Source organism: Streptomyces sp. NPDC045022 (assembly GCF_056432605.1).
This window is the reverse complement of record NZ_JBWKIR010000003.1, coordinates 123,458-144,363: the sequence shown is the minus strand read 5'-3', so window position 1 is coordinate 144,363 and position 20,906 is coordinate 123,458. Positions and strand designations below refer to the sequence as shown.

At 71.4% G+C, this 20,906-nt stretch carries 16 protein-coding genes; 9 read left to right on the top strand and 7 right to left on the bottom strand.

Annotated features, from left to right (window positions below; genetic code table 11):
• The first annotated feature begins 74 nt into the window (after positions 1-74).
• The 3 genes from AC07C1_RS06785 to AC07C1_RS06775 all read left to right on the top strand — a co-directional run bounded on the left by AC07C1_RS06785 (position 75) and on the right by AC07C1_RS06775 (position 3,354).
• Positions 75-1,724 carry a M4 family metallopeptidase gene (locus tag AC07C1_RS06785; RefSeq protein WP_478937392.1) on the top strand — a complete coding sequence of 550 codons (1,650 nt, stop codon included), beginning with the start codon at positions 75-77 and terminating at the stop codon, positions 1,722-1,724.
• A 310-nt stretch (positions 1,725-2,034) separates the two neighbouring features.
• Complete coding sequence (locus AC07C1_RS06780) at positions 2,035-2,595, top strand: hypothetical protein (RefSeq protein WP_478937390.1); 561 nt, start codon at positions 2,035-2,037, stop codon at positions 2,593-2,595.
• A 120-nt stretch (positions 2,596-2,715) separates the two neighbouring features.
• On the top strand, positions 2,716-3,354 hold the full coding sequence (locus AC07C1_RS06775) for a class F sortase (RefSeq protein ID WP_478937389.1): 639 nt from the start codon (positions 2,716-2,718) through the stop codon (positions 3,352-3,354).
• 9 nt (positions 3,355-3,363) lie between these two features.
• Here the strand turns inward: AC07C1_RS06775 and AC07C1_RS06770 are convergent, their stop codons facing one another.
• Positions 3,364-4,146, bottom strand: a complete 783-nt coding sequence (locus tag AC07C1_RS06770; protein ID WP_478937388.1) for a sulfite exporter TauE/SafE family protein — start codon at positions 4,144-4,146, stop codon at positions 3,364-3,366.
• A 208-nt stretch (positions 4,147-4,354) separates the two neighbouring features.
• On the opposite strand from AC07C1_RS06770, the gene AC07C1_RS06765 reads away from it, so the two are divergent.
• The 6 genes from AC07C1_RS06765 (at position 4,355) to AC07C1_RS06740 (ending at position 11,294) form a co-directional block, all read left to right on the top strand.
• Entirely contained in the window at positions 4,355-5,569 is a 1,215-nt protein-coding gene (locus AC07C1_RS06765) for an NAD(P)/FAD-dependent oxidoreductase (protein WP_478937386.1), read from the top strand.
• The gene (gene nirB, locus AC07C1_RS06760) at positions 5,570-8,173 is read left to right on the top strand and encodes a nitrite reductase large subunit NirB (RefSeq protein ID WP_478937385.1); all 2,604 of its coding nucleotides are present in this window, start codon (positions 5,570-5,572) and stop codon (positions 8,171-8,173) included.
• Positions 8,170-8,520, top strand: a complete 351-nt coding sequence (nirD, locus tag AC07C1_RS06755; protein ID WP_478937384.1) for a nitrite reductase small subunit NirD — start codon at positions 8,170-8,172, stop codon at positions 8,518-8,520. The genes nirB and nirD overlap by 4 nt, the downstream gene beginning before the upstream one ends.
• Positions 8,521-8,665: 145 nt before the next feature.
• On the top strand, positions 8,666-9,823 hold the full coding sequence (locus AC07C1_RS06750; RefSeq protein WP_478937383.1) for a Vgb family protein: 1,158 nt from the start codon (positions 8,666-8,668) through the stop codon (positions 9,821-9,823).
• Positions 9,824-9,856: 33 nt separating this feature from the next.
• Entirely contained in the window at positions 9,857-10,441 is a 585-nt protein-coding gene (locus AC07C1_RS06745; protein WP_478937382.1) for a TetR/AcrR family transcriptional regulator, read from the top strand.
• A gap of 79 nt (positions 10,442-10,520) precedes the next feature.
• On the top strand, positions 10,521-11,294 hold the full coding sequence (locus tag AC07C1_RS06740; RefSeq protein WP_478937381.1) for an SDR family NAD(P)-dependent oxidoreductase: 774 nt from the start codon (positions 10,521-10,523) through the stop codon (positions 11,292-11,294).
• Positions 11,295-11,383: 89 nt separating this feature from the next.
• Here the strand turns inward: AC07C1_RS06740 and AC07C1_RS06735 are convergent, their stop codons facing one another.
• The 6 genes from AC07C1_RS06735 to AC07C1_RS06710 all read right to left on the bottom strand — a co-directional run bounded on the left by AC07C1_RS06735 (position 11,384) and on the right by AC07C1_RS06710 (position 20,827).
• Entirely contained in the window at positions 11,384-12,217 is an 834-nt protein-coding gene (locus AC07C1_RS06735) for a carbohydrate ABC transporter permease (protein WP_478937379.1), read from the bottom strand.
• Complete coding sequence (locus AC07C1_RS06730) at positions 12,210-13,112, bottom strand: carbohydrate ABC transporter permease (RefSeq protein ID WP_478937377.1); 903 nt, start codon at positions 13,110-13,112, stop codon at positions 12,210-12,212. Before AC07C1_RS06730 ends, AC07C1_RS06735 begins: the two co-directional genes overlap by 8 nt.
• On the bottom strand, positions 13,109-14,365 hold the full coding sequence (locus AC07C1_RS06725; protein ID WP_478937375.1) for an ABC transporter substrate-binding protein: 1,257 nt from the start codon (positions 14,363-14,365) through the stop codon (positions 13,109-13,111). Before AC07C1_RS06725 ends, AC07C1_RS06730 begins: the two co-directional genes overlap by 4 nt.
• A gap of 573 nt (positions 14,366-14,938) precedes the next feature.
• Positions 14,939-16,117, bottom strand: a complete 1,179-nt coding sequence (locus tag AC07C1_RS06720) for a CapA family protein (RefSeq protein ID WP_478937374.1) — start codon at positions 16,115-16,117, stop codon at positions 14,939-14,941.
• 321 nt (positions 16,118-16,438) lie between these two features.
• The gene (gene ppdK / locus AC07C1_RS06715) at positions 16,439-19,159 is read right to left on the bottom strand and encodes a pyruvate, phosphate dikinase (RefSeq protein ID WP_478937372.1); all 2,721 of its coding nucleotides are present in this window, start codon (positions 19,157-19,159) and stop codon (positions 16,439-16,441) included.
• A gap of 438 nt (positions 19,160-19,597) precedes the next feature.
• A complete protein-coding gene (locus AC07C1_RS06710) occupies positions 19,598-20,827 on the bottom strand; it encodes an ROK family transcriptional regulator (RefSeq protein WP_478937371.1) in 1,230 nt (409 codons plus the stop codon).
• Positions 20,828-20,906: the final 79 nt, after the last annotated feature.

Below are 20,906 nucleotides of genomic sequence, written 5' to 3'. Positions count from 1 at the left end.
TGTCATGCCCTCTTAACTCTTTCTCGGCATCAGCGCCACCCCCACGCCTTGAAGGCGCCTTCCCGAGGAGACAGATGAGCCGGATACAGCAGCACGTCCGAGGAACACGTCGTCTCGCCACCGCCGGTGTCGCCGTCACCACCGCGACCCTGCTGGCCGTCGCTCTCTCCCCCGCCGCCCACGCCGACGGCAGACCGACCCGGGCCACCGCGATCGAGCACGCGGCGTCGGCACTCGTCGCCCACGCCGCCGGCCTGGGGCTCACCTCCGGCCAGGACACCAGTGTCCGGGACGTGGTCGTGGACAAGGACGGCACGCAGCACGTCCGTTACGACCGCACCTACCACCGACTCCCCGTCCTGGGCGGCGACTTCGTCGTCCACCTGGCGTCCGACGGCAGCTACCGCAGCGCCGACCGGGCGACCCGGAGCCGGATATCCCTGTCCTCCGTCACACCGAAGGTGTCCGGCCCCAGGGCCGCCGATCTCGCGGTGAACGCGCTGCGCGCCGCCCACCTCGGCACAGCGCTCAAGCAGGTCAAGGCCAAGCCGGAACTGGTCGTCGACGCCCTGCACGGCTCCCCGAAGCTGGCCTGGCGGACCACCGCCGCCGGCCTCGACTCGCTCGGCAACCCGGTCGCCCGGACCGTGCTGACCGACGCCCGCACGGGCGGCCAGATCGACGCCTGGGACAGCATCGAGACGGCCACCGGCGACGGCAGCTCGCTGTACAGCGGGACGGTGCCGCTGGAGACCACCCAGTCGGGATCCTCGTACCAGCTGAAGGACCCGACACGTGGCAACACCTACACCGGTGACGCCGAGAACAAGACCGACCTGTGCTTCTTCGGCATCTGCTTCAGCCGGGCCCCCGCGACCCTGTTCACGGACGCCGACAACCACTGGGGCACGGGCGGCAACGCCGACCGCTCCTCGGCCGCCGTCGACGCCCAGTACGGCACCAACGAGACCTGGGACTACTACAAGAACGTCCACGGCCGCAACGGCATCGCGAACGACGGCAAGGGCTCGTACAACCGCGTCCACTACGGCAGCAACTACAACAACGCCTTCTGGGACGACAGTTGCTTCTGCATGACGTACGGCGACGGTGACGGGACCACCTTCGGGCCGCTGGTCGCCCTCGACGTCGCCGGGCACGAGATGTCGCACGGCGTGACGTCCAAGACCGCCGCGCTGACCTACTCGGGCGAGTCCGGCGGGCTGAACGAGGCCACCTCCGACATCCTCGGCACGATGGTCGAGTGGTACGCGAACAACCCCACCGACACCGGTGACTACCTCATCGGCGAGAAGATCGTCCGCGCCGGCTTCGGCAAGGCGGCCCTGCGCTTCATGGACAAGCCGTCCAAGGACGGCAGCTCGGCGGACTACTGGAGTTCGTCGGTCGGGAACCTCGACGTCCACTACTCCTCGGGCGTCGCCAACCACTTCGCGTACCTTCTCGCGGAGGGCAGCGGCGCGAAGACCATCAACGGGGTCAGCTACGACTCGCCGACGTACAACGGCTCCACGGTCACCGGCATCGGCCGGGACAAGGTCGGCAAGATCTGGTACCGGGCGCTGACGGTCTACATGACGTCCTCCACGAACTACAAGGGCGCCCGCACGGCCACCCTGAACGCCGCCAAGGACCTCTACGGCGCGGGCAGTGCGGAGTACAACGCGGTGGCCGCCGCCTGGAGCGCGGTCAACGTCACCTGACCCGGAAGGACCGGCGGAGGCCGGTGCCCCTGACCGGGCGCCGGCCTCCGTCGCGCCCGCCCGGCGGTGGCACTGACATGCCGTCACCCGTTCACCGGTGCCCGCCGCTCCATTCGTGTTCTCTTCGTACCGCTCTCTCCCGCACCCGCGCACACGCCCATGACCTGCCGGAACCTCGCGGAGGCTAGCCCGTGTGGGGGGCGCGGCCGACACCCGTTCACCGCATTTCTGACACTCCCTCAGCAAGCGGACCGGCCCGGGAGCCACTTATCTCGGAAGGGCACGAGTCGGACAAGCCCTGGGGAACACCATGCGACGCACCGCCCGTCTGCTGACCGGTACCGCGCTCGCCGTGGCCGTCGCGGCACCCGCCTACGCCGACGAGGCCGTACACACGGCGGCTCACCTCCGGAGCACCCGAGCCGGTACCAAGACCACCGGCCGCCTGGACGTGTACCCCTCCACCGTGGCGCCCGGGGCACAGGTCACGGTGAACACCGCCGTGTGCGGGGACAAGGGCTCCGCGACCGGGGACGCGGGTGCGGTCGGCGCCGGCACCTTCACGCTGGCGCCCAGCGCGCACGAGGGCGAGGCGATCGGCCAGTTCCGGGTGCCGCCGAGCGCACAGCCGGGGACGTACGAGATCGTCGCCAGGTGCGCCGAGGGCAACGGGCAGGTGAAGGGCGACCTGATGGTGACACTGAGCGCGGCGCACGAGCAGGTGCAGCCGCGGGGGAGCGTGAAGACGGGGGTCGGCGGCGCACTCGGCCCCGACCCCGTGCAGACCGCGGCGGGTGTGGCGGCTCTGGCCGTCGCCGCCGCGGGCGGTACCTGGCTCCTGCATCGCCGGGCGAGAGGCGACGGGATCTGACGGACACCCTCCGCTGTCCGTCCGCCGGTACCGCACGTCCCACCCCCTCCGGGTCCGATGCCCCTCGCGGCCCGGAGGGGGAGGGAGCCTTCGGGGCCCGCCCCCGGGAGAGGGGTTCGCATGCGCAGGAGCGCCAGACGCGCCAGGCTCGGCGACACCGCGATAGCCGCGGTCACCGTCGTGGCCCTGGGTTCCGCGGTGTGGCTGCTCGGCGGCGGTGCCGGGACGCACACCCCACCGCAGCCGTCGGCCGTCGAGGGCCGCCCCGATCCGGGCGGCGAGCGGCTCGCGGCCGTCGCCCTCGCGCCGTCCCCGCCCACCCGGATCCGCATCCCCGCGATCCGCGTGAACGCCCCGCTGATGGGCCTCGCCCTCACCCGCTCCGGCAGCCTGGACGTGCCGCCCGCCGAGAAGAAGAACCTCGCCGGCTGGTACGAGGCCGGCACCATGCCCGGCGAGACGGGCACCGCGGTCGTCGCCGGCCACGTCGACAACGCCGACGGCCCCGCCGTCTTCTACGACCTCGGCGCGCTCAAGCGGGGCGCCCGCATCGAGGTGGACCGCCAGGACGGCACGGTGGCCGTGTTCACCGTGGACGCGGTGGAGGTGTACGCGGCCCACAGCTTCCCCGACCGGAAGGTGTACGGCGCGGCCCCCCGCCCCGAACTGCGCGTCATCACCTGCGGCGGCGGCTACTCGAGGACGTCCGGCTACCAGGGCAACGTGGTGGTGTTCGCCCATCTGTCGGGAAGCCGTTAGCGCAGACGGTCAGGCCAGCCACTGTTCGTACGCCAGGTTCGCCACCAGTGCGAGGACGACCGTCAGCAGGACGACCCGGACGAAGCCGCTCCCCTGCTTGAGCGCGGTGCGCGCGCCGAGGGTGCCGCCCGCCAGGTTGAAGACGGCGAGCAGGGCCGCGAAGCGCCACAGCACCGTGCCCTGCCAGGCGAACGTGGCGAGGGCACCCGCGTTGGTGCAGCAGTTGACGATCTTCGCGGTGGCGGAGGCCGTGACCAGGTCCAGCCGGAGGACCGCGGTCAGCGCCAGGACCAGGAAGGTGCCGGTGCCGGGCCCGATCAGGCCGTCGTAGAAGCCGATGCCGAGGCCGGCCAGGCCGATCGCGGCGAGCTTCTGCCGGCGGGTGGCGGGACCGGTGGCGGGGGCCGTGCCGAAGGCGGGGCGCAGGATCACGAAGGCGGCGACCCCGAGCAGCACGACCATGATCACCGGCTTGAGGACGTCCGTGCTCATGCCGGCCGCGAAGAACGCGCCCGCCGAGGAACCGGCGAGGGCGGCGAGACCGATGCGTACGGCCGTACCGACGTCCACCGGCGCCTTGCGGGCGTAGGTCACCGCCGCGCCGCCGGTGCCGACGATCGCGATCGCCTTGTTGGTGCCCAGCGCGTACGCGGCCGGGGTGGCGGAAGGGAGCCCGAGCAGCAGCGCCGGCAACAGCAGCAGGCCGCCCCCGCCGACCACCGCGTCGATCCAGCCGGCCGCGAGGGCGGCCACGCAGAGCAGGGCTGTGACGGTCACGGGTATGTCGGGCATGATCGCGACCCTAGGCAGCGGATCGGTGCGCCGTCCACGCATCTGAGCGGCTTCTGAGACTTCGCGCCTGACCGGGACGTTCTCACAGCCCTGCCGGCCGCGCACGCGGGACCCTCACACCCCCCGCGCGCCCCCGCTGAGGGCAGCGTTCCTCGCGGGAAACAGGAGTGATGCTGCCGGGTAACCTCGGGGTCGCACGCTCATGGACATGACCTCGAATACGCGTGTGGTGGTGATCGGCGCCGGCCTCGCGGGCGTACGGCTCGCCCGGCGGCTCGGCGAGCTGGGCACGCCCGCGCTGCTCGTCGGCGAGGAGGAGCACCCGCCGTACAACCGGGTGCTGCTCGCCGAGGTGCTGGCCGGCCGGTTCGCCCCCGAGGTGATCGGCCTCCCGGCACCCGAGGGCCTGCTGCGCACCCGGGTCACCGGCATCGACCGGGCCGCCCGCACCCTCGACTGCGCCGACGGTACCCGGATCGCCTACGACACGCTGGTGCTGGCCACCGGCTCCAACCCGGTACTGCCGCCGCTGCGCGGCCTGTTCACCCCGGATCAACAACTCCCCGAGGGCGTCCACGCGTTCCGCACGATGGACGACTGTCTGGGACTGGCCAAGGCGGTCCGGCCGGGGGTGCGCGCGGTCGTCATCGGGGGTGGACTGCTGGGGGTGTCCGCCGCCCGCGCACTCGCCGTGCGCGGCGCGCAGGTGGTCCTCGCCCAGCAGGCCGAGCGGCTCATGGAGCGCCAGCTGGACCCGGACGCCTCCCGGCTGGTGCTGCGGCACCTGACGGAGCTGGGCGTGGAGGTGCACACCGAGTGCCGGGTGCGGGACGTGCGCTGTGTCGCGGGCGCGGTCCGCTCGGTGGAGCTGGCCGACGGCTACGCCCTCGACGCCGACCTCGTGGTGGTCGCCTGCGGGGTGCGTCCGCGCACCGGCCTGGCGGAACAGGCGGGGCTCGCCGTCCACAAGGGCATCCTCGTCGACGACCGGCTGCGCACCTCCGACCCGCACATCCACGCCGTCGGCGACTGCGTCCAGCACGACGGCACGGTCTACGGGCTGGCCGCCCCGGCCCTGGAACAGGCCGACCTGCTCGCGCGGTCGCTCGCGGGCGACACGAACGCCCGCTACTCGGGCACCCGTTCCCTGACTCGGCTGACCCTCACCGGCCCGGGTTCCCCCTTCGACCTGGCGGCGTTCGGCGAGACCGAGGCACGCCCCGGCGACGACGTCGTGCGGATCGCCGACGCCACCCGGGGCACCTACCGCAAGGTCGTCGTCCGTGACGACCGGCTGATCGGCGGGGTCCTCGTCGGCGAACTCGGCACCGTCGGCGCGCTCGCCCGCGCCTGGGAGGGAGCAGAGCCGCTCCCCGACGACGGCCCCCTGCTCCACCTGCTCACCAACGACGGAGGCTCCTGAATGACCGCCACCCTGGGGGGCACCCCCACGATCGTGCTCGTCGGCCACGGCATGGTCGGCCAGCGCTTCCTCGAAGCACTCGCCGAGCGCGGCCTGACCGCCACGCACCGCGTGGTCGTGCTGTGCGAGGAGCCGCGTCCGGCCTACGACCGCGTGCAGCTGACCTCGTACTTCTCGGGCCGGACGCCGGAAGACCTGTCCATGACGGACATGGAGTTCATCAAGGACCACGGTATCGAGCTGTACGTCGGCGACCCGGCGGAGACGATCGACCGCGAGGCGAAGAGGGTGACCGCCCGCTCGGGTCTGGTCGTCGACTACGACATCCTGGTGCTGGCCACCGGCTCCTACCCGTTCGTACCACCGGTGCCGAACAAGGACGCCGCCGGCTGCTTCGTCTACCGCACGATCGAGGACCTGCTCGCGATCGAGGAGTACGCGAAGACCCGGACGACGGGTGCGGTGGTCGGCGGCGGACTCCTCGGCCTGGAAGCCGCCGGCGCGCTCAAGGGCCTCGGACTGAGCGCCCACATCGTGGAGTTCGCGCCGCGTCTGATGCCGGTGCAGGTGGACGACGGCGGTGGCGCGGCCCTGCTGCGCACCATCGAGGGCATGGGCCTGACGGTGCACACCGGTGTGGGCACCCAGGAGATCGTGACGGACGCCTCTGGCGCCGTCACCGGCATGAAGCTGTCGGACGGGTCCGAACTCGCCACCCAGCTGGTGGTGTTCAGCGCCGGTGTCCGCCCCCGCGACCAGTTGGCCCGCGACTGTGGCCTGGCGGTCGGCGAGCGCGGCGGCATCACGGTCGACGAGCAGTGCCGTACGGTCACCGACCCGCACGTCTTCGCCATCGGCGAGTGCGCGCTGGCGGCGGACGGCCGGGTGTACGGCCTGGTCGCCCCGGGGTACGAGCAGGCCCAGACGGCCGCCGCGACCATCGCCGCGGACGAGGCGTCCTTCACCGGCGCCGATCTGTCCACGAAGCTCAAGCTGCTCGGCGTGGACGTGGCGTCCTTCGGCGACGCGCACGGCGCCACCGAGGACTGCCTGGACGTCGTCTACTCCGACTCCCGCTCGGGCCTGTACAAGAAGCTGGTCATCGGCCGCGACGGCACGCTGCTCGGCGGCATCCTGGTCGGCGACGCGGAGGCGTACGGCACGCTGCGCGCACTGACGGGTTCGGTGCCCCCGATCTCCCCCGAGTCCCTCGTCCTGCCCGCCGGAGCGGACTCGGGGGCCCAGCTCGGCCCGTCCGCGCTGCCGGACGAGGCGATCATCTGCTCCTGTCACAACGTCAGCAAGGGCACGATCCGCGGCGCGGTGACGGAGCACCGGTGCACCAGCGTGCCCGAGGTGAAGGCGTGCACCAAGGCCGGTACCGGCTGCGGCAGTTGCGTGAAGGTGCTGGGGCAGCTGGTCACCGCCGAGCTGGAGGCGTCCGGCGTCGAGGTCGACAAGGGCCTGTGCGGGTGCTTCGGGCAGACCCGCGAGGAGCTGTACGAGATCGTCCTCGCCCTGCGCGTCACCTCGTACCAGGACCTGCTGGACCGCCACGGCCGCGAGGGTGCCCGGGGCGGCGACGGCTGCGAGGTGTGCAAGCCGGCGGTGGCCTCCATCATCGCCTCCCTCGCCCCGACGATCGGCGTGAGCGGCTACGTCCTCGACGGCGAGCAGGCCGCCCTGCAGGACACCAACGACCACTTCCTCGCCAACCTGCAGAAGAACGGCTCGTACTCGGTCGTGCCGCGCATCCCCGGCGGGGAGATCGCGCCCGAGAAGCTGATCGTGATCGGTGAGATCGCCCGGGACTTCGGCCTCTACACGAAGATCACCGGCGGCCAGCGGATCGACATGTTCGGCGCACGGGTGGAACAGCTCCCGTCGATCTGGGCGCGCCTGGTGGACGCCGGCTTCGAGTCCGGGCACGCGTACGGCAAGTCGCTGCGCACGGTGAAGTCCTGTGTCGGGCAGGCCTGGTGCCGGTACGGCGTCCAGGACTCGGTGCGGATGGCGATCGACCTGGAGCTGCGCTACCGGGGGCTGCGCTCCCCGCACAAGCTCAAGTCCGCCGTCTCCGGGTGCGCCCGTGAGTGCGCGGAGGCCCAGTCCAAGGACTTCGGCGTGATCGCCACGGCCAACGGCTGGAACCTGTACGTCGGCGGCAACGGCGGTGCGACCCCGCGCCACGCGGACCTCCTCGCCCAGGACCTGTCCGACGCCGAACTCGTCCGGCTGATCGACCGGTTCCTGATGTTCTACATCCGCACCGCCGACCGGCTGGAGCGCACCTCGGCCTGGCTGGAGCGGATCCCGGGCGGCCTGGACCACGTGCGGGACGTGGTGGTGCACGACTCGCTCGGCATCTGCGAGGAGCTGGAGGCGCTGATGGCGGCGCACGTCGGCAGCTACCGCGACGAGTGGGCCGAGACCATCAACGACCCCGGCAAGCTCGCCCGGTTCGTGTCCTTCGTGAACGCGCCGGACACCCCGGACCCGGTCGTCGCCTTCGTCCCCGAGCGCGACCAGATCAAGCCCGACCTGCCGCTGCTCACCATCGGCACGCGGCCCGCCGACGTCCTGGAAGGAACCGCCCAGCGATGACCCTGGCCCTCGAGACCACCGATCTGAAGGTTCAACTGCGGCCGGCCGGCGACTGGTTCACGGTCTGCGACCTGAGCGCGCTGATCCCGGGCCGCGGGGTGGCCGCCCTGCTGCCGGACGGCCGGCAGGTGGCTCTCTTCCGCGACCGTTCCGACCGCCTGTACGCCATCGACAACGTCGACCCCTTCACCGGCGCGGCCGTCCTCTCCCGCGGCCTGACCGGCACCGATCAGGCCCGGCCGTTCGTGGCGTCGCCGCTGCTGAAGCAGCGCTTCGACCTGGAGACCGGGCAGTGCCTGGACGACGAGTCGGTGCGGGTGGCCACCTTCGAGGTGCGCAGCGTCTGACGCGGGGCCGATGAGCCACCTGGACCAGCCGGCTCGTCGGGACCGGTGGCCGACCCTAGCCTGAAACCGACCATGCGGGCGTGTATGTACCCACATGGTCGGTTTCCGCGCTCGCCGAGAGGCACCTGACGAAGGGTTCGCCGCCATGACCTGTCACCCGACGCTGCGAAGAGCCGTGCGCCGCCTGGCCACAACGCTCCTGGGCGGCCTGATCGGCGTCACGTCCGTCGCCGGCCCTGCCCGGGCCGCCGTCGGAGACGTGACCGAGTACCCGATCACCACCACCCCGGACAGCTTCCCCGCCAACATCACGACGGGACCCGACGGGGCCCTGTGGTTCACCGAGTCCAACGCCCCCAGGATCGGGCGCATCACCACCGCCGGCACCGTCACCGACTACGGCATCCCCAGTGCGGACGGTGCCCCCTTCGACATCACGCGGGGGCCGGACGGCGCCCTGTGGTTCACCGAGTTCAGCGGCAGGATCGGCCGGATCACCACCGCGGGCCGGGTCACCGAGTTCCCGCTGCCCGCCGGGAGCAGCGCCTTCGGGATCACGCGGGGGCCGGACAGGGCCCTGTGGTTCACCGATCAGGGCACCAACAAGATCGGGCGGATGGCGCTCGACGGCACCGTGCACGAGTGGCCGATCCCCACGCCCGGCAGTTTTCCGTACCGCATCGCCGCCGCTCCGGACGGAACCGTGTGGTTCACCGAGTTGAGCGGCAAGATCGGCCGGATCACCCGGACGGGCCGGATCACCGAGTTCCCGCTGTCCAGCGACTCCTCGTTCCCGGCCGGCATCACGGCGGGCCCCGGCGGGATGTGGTTCACGGCGAGCGGTCTGAACGCGGTGGGACGGATCACGGCGGCGGGGCGCATCACCATGTTTCCGGCGCCCACCCCTCAGGCAGGCCAGGAGGACATCACCCGCGGCCCCGACGGCAACGTCTGGTTCACCGAACAGTCCGGCTTCGTCGGCCGGGTGACACCGGCCGGCTCGGTGACCGAGTTCCCGGTGCCGGGCGGCGCGGACAAGGTGCCCTACGGCATCACGACGGGCCCCGACCGGCACCTGTGGTTCACCGACCTCCTGGGCAACGCCATCGGACGCGTCCAGGCCCTGCCCGGCAGGGCCGTGAAGCCGGCTCCGGGCCACAGCGTGACACCGGCGTCACCGGTGACCACGGGCACCCACACGCGCCGCATGGCCCCACCCGCCCTGTGCGAGCACCGCGTCCACGGCCCCCAACTCCCGGACAGCGCGCGGAAGGTCCTCTGCGGCGGCCCCAAAAAATCTTGACCGAGCGTTTCAGAAACTCCTAGCATGCCCTCTGTGGCCAGGACCAAGGAATTCGACCCGGACGCCGCGCTGCAGTCGGCCCTCGAGCTGTTCTGGCGGCGCGGCTACGAGGCGACGTCGATGGCCGACCTGGTCGAGCACCTGGGCATCGGCAGGGCGAGCCTGTACGCGACCTTCGGGAACAAGCACGAGCTGTACCTGAAGGCGTTCGACCGGTACGAGCAGGCGGGTCTCACGCGCATCGTGCGCGAGCTGTCCCAGCCGGGTCCCGCACTGCCGGCCGTACGAGCGCTCGTCCGCCGGTACGCGGCCGAGGCGACCCACGAGGAGCTGCGCCGCAACGGATGCCTGGTGACGAACACGGCGGCCGAACGGGCGCCGCACGACCCGGACTCCGCCCGGCGCGTCGAGCGCAACTGGGACCACCTGGAGACCGTCCTGCACGCCACGCTGGCCCGCGCCCGGGCCCAGGGCGAGCTGCCGGCCGACCGCGATCCGCTCACCCTGGCCCGCACGCTGCTGGTGCTGATGCAGGGCCTGCGTGTCGTCGGCAAGGCGTCGGCGGACCCGGCCCGGGTCCGGGACGCGGCGGAGCAGGCGCTGACCCTGCTCGACTGAACACCCGGTACGCGCCCTCCACCGGAGGGCGTTTTTCCGCACCCGATACTGAACCGATCGGTCAAAAAAAGGGGAGATCATGACCATCGCACGGGACCGCTTCACCGGCCGCACCGCCCTCGTCACCGGTGCCGGCTCCGGCATCGGCCGGGCCGTCGCCCGCGCGCTCGCCGCCGAGGGAGCGCGGGTCGTCGTCGCCGGACGGCGGCCCGAGCCCTTGGCGGAGACCGTCCGGCTGATCGAGGAGCAGGGCGGCAAGGCCCTCGCGGTGAGCGCCGACGTCTCCCGCGCGGCCGACGCCGACGCCCTGGTCCGAGCCGCCGTGGAGCACTTCGGCTCACTCGACGTGGCCGTCAACAACGCGGGCGTCTTCCGGGGCGGCCGGCCCCTCGCCGACCTCCCCCAGGAGGACTGGCACACCCAGCTCGCGACCAACGTCACCGGCGTCCACCTGGCCCTCCAGGCCCAGATCCGCCAGATGCGCACCCAGCCGGCGGGCGGTGCGATCGTCACCGTCTCCTCGACGTTCGGCCTGCACACCGCCTCTCCCGGGGCCGCCGCCTACGCCGCGACCAAGGCCGCCGTGACCGCGCTCAGCCGGGGCGCCGCACTGGACCACATCCGGGACGGGGTCCGGATCAACGTGGTCAGCCCGGGCGCCACCGAGACCTCCATGTCCCTGCGGCCCGACGAGACGGAGACGGCCCGGGCCGAGCGGGCCAGGGCCACCCTCCCCCTGGGCCGGATCGCCACCACCCGGGAGGTGGCCGCCGCCGTCCTCTACCTGGCCTCGGACGACGCGGCCTCGGTCGTCGGCACCGACCTGGTGGTGGACAGCGGCGGCTCGCTGTGACCCGTACACCGGCGCCCTGGCAACCGACGACAACGCGGCGAGGTGCGGTGCCAGGCCCCGCGAGCCCGGCATGATCCAAACGAGAGCCCCTAGTCGATCCCCGACCGCTCCACCCCCGCCACGATCCACCGCTGAAAGCACAGGAACACCAGCAGCAGCGGCAGGATCGACACGGCTGCCGCCACGAACAGCTCGTGCAGCCGGACGACCTGGGACGTGGTGAACGACGACAGCGCCACCTGCACCGTCCAGGCACCGCGGTCCTGCCCGATCACCAGCGGCCACAGGAAGGAGTTCCACGCGCCGAGGAACACGATCGTGCCGACCGCCGCGAACACCGGCCGCGCGTTCGGCACGACCACCAGCCAGTAGGTACGCCAGTACCCGAGCCCGTCGACCTGCGCCGCGTCCTCCAGCTCCCGTGGGAAACCGAGGAAGTACTGCCGGAAGACGAAACAGGCGAAGGCGGAGAAGAGGGTCGGCACGATCAGACCGCGGAGGGTGGAGATCCAGCCCAGCGACGACACCAGCACGAAGCTCGGCACGAAGGTCACGGCGGCCGGGACCAGCAGGGTGCCGAGAATGCCGTAGAAGACCTTGTCGGCATGCCGGTAGGGGATGCGGGCGAGGCCGTAGCCCGCGAGGGAGGCCAGGAGCAGTGTGCCGAGCGTCGTCGCGACGGCGATCAGCGCGGAGTTGAGCAGGGACCGGGCGAAGGGAACGGACGGATCGCCGAACAGCTCCCCGACGTTCCCCCACCGCAACCCGCCCGGGAAGAAGGTCCATTCGGGCGAGGTGATGTCCTGCTCGCTCGACAGGCCGTTGCGGACCAGCAGATAGAACGGGATCAGGAAGAGCAGGGCGAGCACGATCAGCAGCACCAGCCGCAGCGCCCGCCCGGCCCGTACCAGGGCGTCATCCATCGGCGTCCGTCCTTCCCAGCTTCAGCCACCGCGCCTGCCCCACCGTGACCAGGGCGATGACCAGCGCCAGGATCACCGCGCCCGCGCTGCCGAGCCCCAGGTCCTGCCCCTGCCCGAGGGCGGTGTAGTAGAGGTAGACCAGCGGCGGCCGGGCGTACGGCGGATAGCCCCGGGCGTCGGACAGCAGGTTGTAGAACTCGTCGAAGGCCTGGAAGGCGTTGATGACGAGCAGCAGCACCACCGCGACCGAGGTGGCCCGCAGCTGGGGCAGGGTGATGTGCCGCAGCACCGTCCAGCCGGGCCGGGCCCCGTCCACGGCGGCCGCCTCGTACAGCACCGGGTCGATCCGCTGCAGCCCGGCGAGAAACAGGATCATGTAGAAACCGGCCTGGAGCCACAGCCGTACGGTGACGATGACCAGCCAGTACCAGGGCGGCTCGGTGGTGGACAGCCACGCCACGGGATCAGCGCCGAACCAGCCCAGCACGGTGTTGGCCAGCCCGAACCGCACCCCGTTGAAGACCGACATCTTCCAGATCAGGGCGGCCACGACATAACTGCACGCGGCGGGAAGGAAGAACACCGACCGGAAGAAGGCCCGGGCGCGCCCGACGCGGTTGACCATCAGGGCGAGGGAGAGGGCGGACACATAGGTTACGGGCACGATGAAGACGGTGAAGACCAGGAACGTCCGCAGGCTGTCGACGAACGCGTCGTCCTTCAGCATCGCCGTGTAGTTGTGCGTCCCGACGAAGTGCGTGGGCGTGACGGTGTTGTGCGCGTCGAAGAAGCTCAGGCCCACGCTCCACAGCAGCGGAACGTACGTGAACAGCGCGAGCCCCAGGGCGAACGGCCCGACGAACACCCAGAACCACAGTGCTCGCCGGTGCCTCACGACGTCTTCTTCACCCGGTCGAGTTCGTCCGACACCTTCCGTACGACGGTCCTCAGCTCGCGCTCCGGGTCGGCCCCGCTCTTGATGATCCGGTTGAGCGCGTCCTGGTAGGCCGTCTGGCTCGCCGGGGTCCACAGCAACGGCTGGGCGGTGTGTCCGTGCTCCGTGGTGAAACGGACGGCGTCGGCGGCGGCGCCCGACCTGAGCCCGGTGGCCTTCTTGGCGAGGGAGATCCGGGCGGGGATGTGGAAGCCGTAGGAGAGGGCGAAGTCCTGCTGGTAGTCGGTCCGTTCGACCCAGAGCCACTTCACGAACTCCTTGGCCGCCCGCTGCTGCCCGCCCCGGGCACTGACGGCGGCGCCGTAGGCGCCGACGGGCACAGCGGGGCGGCCGTGGCTGCCGTCCTGGGGGAACGGCAGCACCCCGAAGTCGTCGCCGAGTTCCTTCCGCACCTGCGGCAGCGCCCACAACCCGGACCACTGCATCGCCGTCAGCCCCTGCAGGAAGGCGGACGGGTCGGACCAGTCGGCCGGGGCGCCGAGCAGCAGGGACTTGTCGGCGTACAGCCGGTGCAGCTTGCGGAGGGTGCGGGCGGCCGCGGGGTCGTCGAAGCCGACCTTGCCGTCGTCGGTGACGAACTCGAGTCCGGCCGCGTACAAGGGCGTTCCGCCGAGCACACCGGCACCCCCGTCGTTGCCGAGGAAGAGCCCCTTGACCTTGCTGCTGGTGAGCTTCCCGGCGGCGTCGACGAGCGCGTCCAGGGTGGTGGGCGGCTCCACTCCGGCATCCCGCAACAGGCTCTTGCGGTAGTAGAGGAGCTGCGTGTCGATGACCTGAGGGATGCCCCAGACCTTCCCGTCGTAGGTCTTCGGGGTGAGTACGGCCGGGTTGAAGTCGTCCGCGACGCCGTCCAGGAGGCCGGTGAGGTCGGCGACCTGACCGCCCTGGATCTGGTCGAGCGTGGGCCCGCCCTCGAAGACGTCCGGCCCGGAACCGGTGAGGAGGGCGGCGGCGGTCTGCTGGTCGTAGTTCCCGGGCCGCCACTGGACCTTGACGCGCGCCTTCTTGTAGGCGGCGGCGTACCGCTCGACCGCCTGCTCGGTACCGGCCTCGCCGTACTGGTGGTACCACTGCGACAGCACCGGCCCCGAGCCCCCGCCGTCGTCGCCGTCCCGTCCGGTGTTCGACCCGCAGGCGGTGAGGAGTCCGGCTCCCGCGCCCGCCGCCAGCAGTGCCCTGCGGCTGATCGTCATCGTGTGCCCCCTGACGCTCGTCATCGATGCACGGCCCAACGATCAACCATGCGCGGCGATTACGAAAGGGGTGTTGCGGCCGTGTATCACCCCTCGGGGAGGTCGAAGGCCACACCGTTCAGCCGCACCGATTCCTGCCGGAGCCGCCGGAAACAGCGTCGTCGACCGTCCACGGCGCCCGCCGGGACGGCACCGGCGCACCCCGCCACATCCCGAACGAGGGCCCGCAGAAGGAGCCGCGCCGCACACCGGGCGCGGTCGCCGCGTACAGCGTGGGCAGGGCCCCGGCCCCGGCCGGCTGGACGAGGACCCGGTCGGCGGCCCGCATCATCCACTCGGCCGCCCGGCGCCCCTCGGCACGCGGCCCGGCGGTCGGTCGGCGGCCTGCGGTCTGCGGTCTGCGGTCCGCGCGAGACCTACGGCGGTGGCCACCATCTCTTCCCGCTTGTCACCGTCGGCGGACGCGGCCTTGGCGGCGGCCTTGTCCGCCGCTTCCTCGGCCAACCGCGCTGCCGGCTTCGAGGACCTCCGGCACAGCCGCGCCCATAGCCGTGCGCCGGCGCCGGCGCACGGCTATGGGCGCTGGATCGTCCCGTCCGCCGAGATGTGGGCGGCGTGCGAGCCGAAGTCCTCCTCCGACACGCTGGAGACGAGGTCGATCGCCTCGCCGCCCGGCTCCGGCGTGCCGGGCTCCACGATCTGGGTCGGGCGCAGGCGCCCGGACACGTAGGTGCCGTCGGAGCGGAGGGTCAGTTGCAGCACGCCGCTGGTGGAGAGTGTGCCGCCGAGGCCGAGCACCTTGTAGCCGGAGAAGTTCCCCAGGCTGTAGGCGATCAGCCGGCCCTTGTAGAACTCCATTCCCCGTATCACGTGCGGACCGCTGCCCACGACGAGGTCGGCGCCGGCGTCGATCACCGCACGGCTGAAGCGGTAGCTGTCGCCGCGGTCCTCGCCGAGGAAGTACTCGGTCCCGGGCTCTACGTGGGTGCGGTCCGAGCCCTCCGCGCCGGCGTGCATGATGACGATCACGATGTCCGCCATCGTTGCGGCGCGGGCGGTGAGTCGCTTCGCGGCGGGGATGTTCGTGAGGTCGTTCGCCCCTCGGTCGGGAGCGAACCCGAGCAGTGCGACCCGGATGCCATGCAGCCGCTGGATGGTGATCTGGCCCAGGCGGCCGGTGAACGGCAGGTTCACGGAGCGCAGGGCGGCGAACGTCTCGCGCCGCCCCTCCGCCCCGAAGTCGTCGACGTGATTGTTCGCCGTGTTCAGGACCGTGAATCCGGCCTTCTTGAACCAGCGGCTGTAGGACGGCGGGGCGTGGAACGCGAAGCAGTTCGGGCTGTCGTTGTCGTCGCACTTGCTGGAACCGCCGGTGGTGAGCGTGCCCTCCAGGTTCCCGAGCACCACATCGCCGGCGAGCAGGTCGTCGACAGGGTCGAAGAACGAGGCGCCGCCATCCGGCGGCAGGTCGTCCGGCAGCGAGCCCATCACGATGTCTCCCACGGCGGCGATCCGCACGTTGCCGGCAGGGTGCGGCGGCGCCGGCGCACCGGACGTCGTGGTCCCGGTCGTCCGCAGGGGGGCTTGGGCCGAGCCGATGGAGACTGCGTCCTCGGAGCCGGCGCGGAATACGAACGCCGCGACAACCACCACGCCGGTCCCGACCAGACCGAGGGCGAACAGGCGGTGACGGCGCACCGGCTTCTGCCGCTCGCACCGCTGCTGGGGGCGCTGTTCGACGGACCTGATCATGGGCTCATGCTACGAAGCGGACGGCCTTCCTCCACGGAGGTCGATCGGCTGGCGTGTTCCCGACGGCGTTCCCGCTCGCGCTCGGCGCCGTCCGCGCCGCCTCGCGGCACCGGCCGCGAGCCGGGCGGGCCTGCGTACTGTCCAGTAAGGCGTAGACCGTCGCCCGGGAGGGCACCGGCGCAATGCTCCGCAGACAAGGCACGAAGGGGCGGCACCCCCGCACGGGTGCCGCCCCTCCTCTTTCGTGCGCCGGAGCCGCCGTCGATCGGTCTGAGGGTCGGGGACCGACGACGGCTCCGGGGTTCCACTGGCCGGGTGGGCCTACCGGTGGTCGCTGCCCGCCGACTGGGTGGCCGCGCGCCCCGCTTCGAGGCGGGCGACCGGGATGCGGAACGGGGAGCAGGAGACGTAGTCCAGGCCCACCTCGTGGAAGAAGTGCACCGACTCCGGGTCGCCGCCGTGCTCGCCGCAGACGCCGAGCTTGAGGTCGGGTCGGGTACGCCGGCCCGCTTCCGCCGCCGCCTTCACCAGGGAGCCGACGCCGTCCTTGTCGATCGTCTCGAACGGGGAGACGCCGAAGATGCCCTTCTCCAGGTACGCCGTGAAGAAGGAGGCCTCCACGTCGTCGCGGCTGAAGCCCCAGACCGTCTGGGTCAGGTCGTTCGTGCCGAAGCTGAAGAACTCCGCGGCCTCCGCGATCTGGCCCGCCGTCAGCGCGGCGCGCGGCAGCTCGATCATCGTGCCGATCGCCAGCTTGAGCGACGTGCCGGTCGCGGCCTGGACCTCCGCGATGACCCGGTCCGCCTCCTCGCGGACGATCTCCAGCTCCTGGACCGTGCCGACGAGCGGGATCATGATCTCGGCGCGCGGGTCGCCCTTGGCCGCCCTGCGCTCCGCCGCCGCCTCGGCGATCGCGCGCACCTGCATGGTGAACAGACCGGGGATCACCAGGCCCAGGCGTACGCCGCGCAGGCCGAGCATCGGGTTCTGCTCGTGCAGCCGGTGGACCGCCTGGAGCAGCCGCAGTTCGTTCTCGTGCGGCTCCTGGCGGGACTCGGCGAGGGCCACGCGGACCGACAGCTCGGTGATGTCCGGGAGGAACTCGTGCAGCGGCGGGTCGAGGAGGCGGACGGTGACCGGGAGGCCGTCCATCGCCTCGAACAGCTCGACGAAGTCCTTCTTCTGCAGCGGCAGCAGGGCCTTGAGGGACGCCTCGCGCTCCTCCTCGGTGTCCGCCAGGATCAGGCGCTCGACCAGCTCGCGGCGGTCACCGAGGAACATGTGCTCCGTGCGGCACAGGCCGATGCCCTGGGCGCCGAAGCGGCGGGCGCGCAGCGCGTCCTCGGCGTTGTCGGCGTTGGCGCGCACCCGGAGGCGGCGCTTGCGGTCGGCGAAGGCCATCATGCGGTGGACCGCCTCGACCAGCTCGTCCGCGTCGTCGGCGCCCGGGTGCATCCGGCCCTCGAAGTACTCCACGACCGGGGAGGGGACGACCGGGACCTCGCCGAGGTACACCTTGCCGCTCGAACCGTCGATGGAGATGACGTCGCCCTCCTCGACGACGTGTCCGCCGGGCACCGTCATCCGGCGGCGCTTGGTGTCGACCTCCAGCTCCTCGGCGCCGCAGACACAGGTCTTGCCCATGCCGCGCGCGACGACGGCCGCGTGGGAGGTCTTGCCGCCGCGCGAGGTCAGGATGCCCTCGGCGGCGATCATGCCGTCCAGGTCGTCGGGGTTGGTCTCCCGGCGGACCAGGATGACCTTCTCGCCCGAGCGGGACCACTTCACGGCGGTGTAGGAGTCGAAGACCGCCTTGCCGACCGCCGCGCCCGGCGAGGCCGCGATACCGCGCCCGACCTGGTCGACCCTGGCCTGCTCGTCGAAGCGCGGGAACATCAGCTGGGCGAGCTGGGCGCCGGTGACGCGCTGGAGCGCCTCGGTCTCGTCGATCAGGCCCTGGTCCACCAGCTGGGTCGCGATGCGGAACGCCGCGCCGGCGGTGCGCTTGCCGACTCGGGTCTGCAGCATCCAGAGCTGGCCGCGCTCGATGGTGAACTCGATGTCGCAGAGATCCTTGTAGTGGTTCTCCAGGGTCTCCATGATCTGCATGAGCTGGTCGTACGACTTCTTGTCGATCTGCTCCAGCTCCGCCAGCGGGACGGTGTTGCGGATGCCCGCCACGACGTCCTCGCCCTGGGCGTTCTGCAGGTAGTCGCCGTAGACGCCCTGGTGGCCGGAGGCGGGGTCACGGGTGAAGGCGACGCCGGTGCCGGAGTCGGGGCCGAGGTTGCCGAAGACCATGGAGCAGACGTTGACGGCCGTGCCGAGGTCGTGCGGGATGCGCTCCTGGCGGCGGTAGAGCTTCGCGCGGTCGCCGTTCCAGGAGTCGAAGACCGCCTTGATGGCGAGGTCCATCTGCTCGCGCGGGTCCTGCGGGAAGTCCCGGCCGGCCTCCTTCTTGACGACCTTCTTGAAGGTGGTGACCAGCTTCTTCAGGTCGGCGGCCTCGAGGTCGGTGTCGACCGTGACCTTCTTGGCCTCCTTGGCCTTCTCGAGGGCCTCCTCGAAGAGGTCGCCGTCGACACCGAGGACGGTCTTGCCGAACATCTGGATGAGGCGGCGGTAGGAGTCCCACGCGAACCGCTCGTCGCCGGCCTGCTTGGCCAGGCCCTGCACCGACTTGTCGGAGAGGCCGATGTTCAGGACCGTGTCCATCATGCCGGGCATGGAGAACTTGGCGCCGGAACGGACCGATACGAGCAGGGGGTTGTCGGCCTGCCCGAGCTTCTTGCCCATCTTCTGCTCGAGGGCGTCGAGGTGCGCACTCACCTCGTCACGCAGTGCCGCGGGCTCCTCACCGCTCTCCAGGTAGACCTTGCAGGCCTCGGTGGTGATGGTGAAGCCGGGAGGGACCGGAAGACCGAGGTTGGTCATCTCGGCGAGGTTGGCACCCTTGCCGCCGAGGAGGTCCTTGAGGTCCTTGTTGCCCTCGGTGAAGTCGTAAACGAACTTCGCTACGTGGGGTTCTTTGTTTTCCGACACGGGTCTCGACTCCTTGAGGCCGCGGTGGCTGCCCTGACGGCGAGGAACATACCCAGATCGAAGGTCTGTGGGTACGTCCACTTGCGCGTCATGCGCCTGTAACCACCCGTCCGCCAGCGGATCGAAAGTCAAGGCTTGGCAAGCCAAGGGGGGCCGATGTTTTCACTTCTTGAACGCAAGGACCTTCACCGGTGCGGCTTTCCGCTCAACTGAGCGCCAGTTGCCACGATTGAGTTCGATCGATGAACGATCACGGGGTGGCACCGAGTGCCACCCCTTGGAGAAGTGCAGTCGCGCTTGATCCGCTCATCTGAGCGGAACCCTTATCAAGGGTGGCGAGAATCACGCTGCCACAGCGAGCGGGATTTCACCATGCGGACGCCCTCCGGAACCGAAACGCGGGGCAAACACGCCTGTCACAGAGGTGCGGCGCGGCCCTCACACGCCCATCGCCATGAGCCGCTCCTCCACCCGGGCCGGCGCGTACAGGTGTTCCACGACGAGCGCCCCCGCTCCGATGAGCGCGGCCCGCTCCCCCAGCCGGGACGTGACCACGTCCAGGTGGGCCGTGGAGCGCGGCAGCGCCCGCTGGTAGAGCAGTTCACGCACACCCGTGAGGAAGGGGGTTCCGGCCAGATCCCCCGCGATCATCAGCACCCCCGGGTTGAGCAGGGTCACGACGGTCGCCAGCACGTCACCGACCCGGCGCCCGGCCTCCCGGGCCAGCGCGGCGGCCTCCGGGTGCCCGGCGGCCAGCAGGTCCCGCACGTCCGCGCCGGACGCGGCCGGCACGCCGGACTCCGCGAGCCGCCGGGCCACGGCACCCCCGCTCGCGACGGCGGCGAGACAGCCGTACGAACCGCACCGGCACAGCGCGTCCGCGCCGACCCGGATGTGCCCGAGATCGCCCGCGCCGCCGTCGACACCCCGGTAGATCGAGCCGTCGACCACGACCCCGGCGCCTATCCCGGTCGACACCTTGACCAGCACGAACGCCGTGCAGTCCGGGTGTCCGGCGCGCTGTTCGCCGTAGGCCATGAGGTTGGCGTCGTTGTCCACGAGGACCGGTACGGCCGGGGCGCCGGTGTGCTCGGTGAAGGCGCGGGAGAGGCGGCCTCTTATGTCGTAGCCGTCCCAGCCCGGCATGATCGGGGGCTGCACCACCCGGCCGGTCTCGCTGTCCACCGGACCGGGCACCGCGAGCCCGATACCGCAGACCTCCACCGGGAGATGCCCGGCCTTCTCCAGCAACTCGGCGAGCCACCGCCCGAGTTCACCGAGCACCGTCTCCGGTCCCTCCTCGACCACCAGCGTGCCGGAGTGCTCGGCCAGGATCTCGCCGGTCAGGGTGAGGACGGCCGCGCGGGCGTGCCGGGTGTCGAGGTCGGCGGCGAGGACCACGGCGTGGGAGTCGTCGAACTCCAGGGTGATGGCGGGGCGTCCGCCGAGCGGCGAGCCGACCGGGCCGCCGGCGCCCTCGCGCAGCCAGCCGGCCCGGAACAGCCGGTCCAGGCGCTGGCCGACGGTGGCGCGGGACAGTCCGGTCGCCTGCTGGAGCGCACCACGCGTCACGGCCCGGCCACTGCGCACCAGTTGGAGCAGATCGCCGACGCCGGCCTGACTGCCGACCCGCGAGGCCTTCCCGGTCCGGCCCGGACGTCCGGTCATGCGCACCCCCTTGTGTTTCTCAAGCCTGCATTACATATTGGGTTTTGCGTGTTAAATAGACGTAACTCTACGGTAGCCA

Bases quoted from the DNA above. Each gene is read 5' to 3' on its own strand.
- AC07C1_RS06785 (WP_478937392.1), top strand. From the start codon at position 75: ATGAGCCGGATACAGCAGCACGTCCGAGGAACACGTCGTCTCGCCACC.
- AC07C1_RS06780 (WP_478937390.1), top strand. From the start codon at position 2,035: ATGCGACGCACCGCCCGTCTGCTGACCGGTACCGCGCTCGCCGTGGCC.
- AC07C1_RS06775 (WP_478937389.1), top strand. From the start codon at position 2,716: ATGCGCAGGAGCGCCAGACGCGCCAGGCTCGGCGACACCGCGATAGCC.
- AC07C1_RS06770 (WP_478937388.1), bottom strand. From the start codon at position 4,146: ATGCCCGACATACCCGTGACCGTCACAGCCCTGCTCTGCGTGGCCGCC.
- AC07C1_RS06765 (WP_478937386.1), top strand. From the start codon at position 4,355: ATGACCTCGAATACGCGTGTGGTGGTGATCGGCGCCGGCCTCGCGGGC.
- nirB (WP_478937385.1), top strand. From the start codon at position 5,570: ATGACCGCCACCCTGGGGGGCACCCCCACGATCGTGCTCGTCGGCCAC.
- nirD (WP_478937384.1), top strand. From the start codon at position 8,170: ATGACCCTGGCCCTCGAGACCACCGATCTGAAGGTTCAACTGCGGCCG.
- AC07C1_RS06750 (WP_478937383.1), top strand. From the start codon at position 8,666: ATGACCTGTCACCCGACGCTGCGAAGAGCCGTGCGCCGCCTGGCCACA.
- AC07C1_RS06740 (WP_478937381.1), top strand. From the start codon at position 10,521: ATGACCATCGCACGGGACCGCTTCACCGGCCGCACCGCCCTCGTCACC.
- AC07C1_RS06735 (WP_478937379.1), bottom strand. From the start codon at position 12,217: ATGGATGACGCCCTGGTACGGGCCGGGCGGGCGCTGCGGCTGGTGCTG.
- AC07C1_RS06725 (WP_478937375.1), bottom strand. From the start codon at position 14,365: ATGACGATCAGCCGCAGGGCACTGCTGGCGGCGGGCGCGGGAGCCGGA.
- AC07C1_RS06720 (WP_478937374.1), bottom strand. From the start codon at position 16,117: ATGATCAGGTCCGTCGAACAGCGCCCCCAGCAGCGGTGCGAGCGGCAG.
- AC07C1_RS06710 (WP_478937371.1), bottom strand. From the start codon at position 20,827: ATGACCGGACGTCCGGGCCGGACCGGGAAGGCCTCGCGGGTCGGCAGT.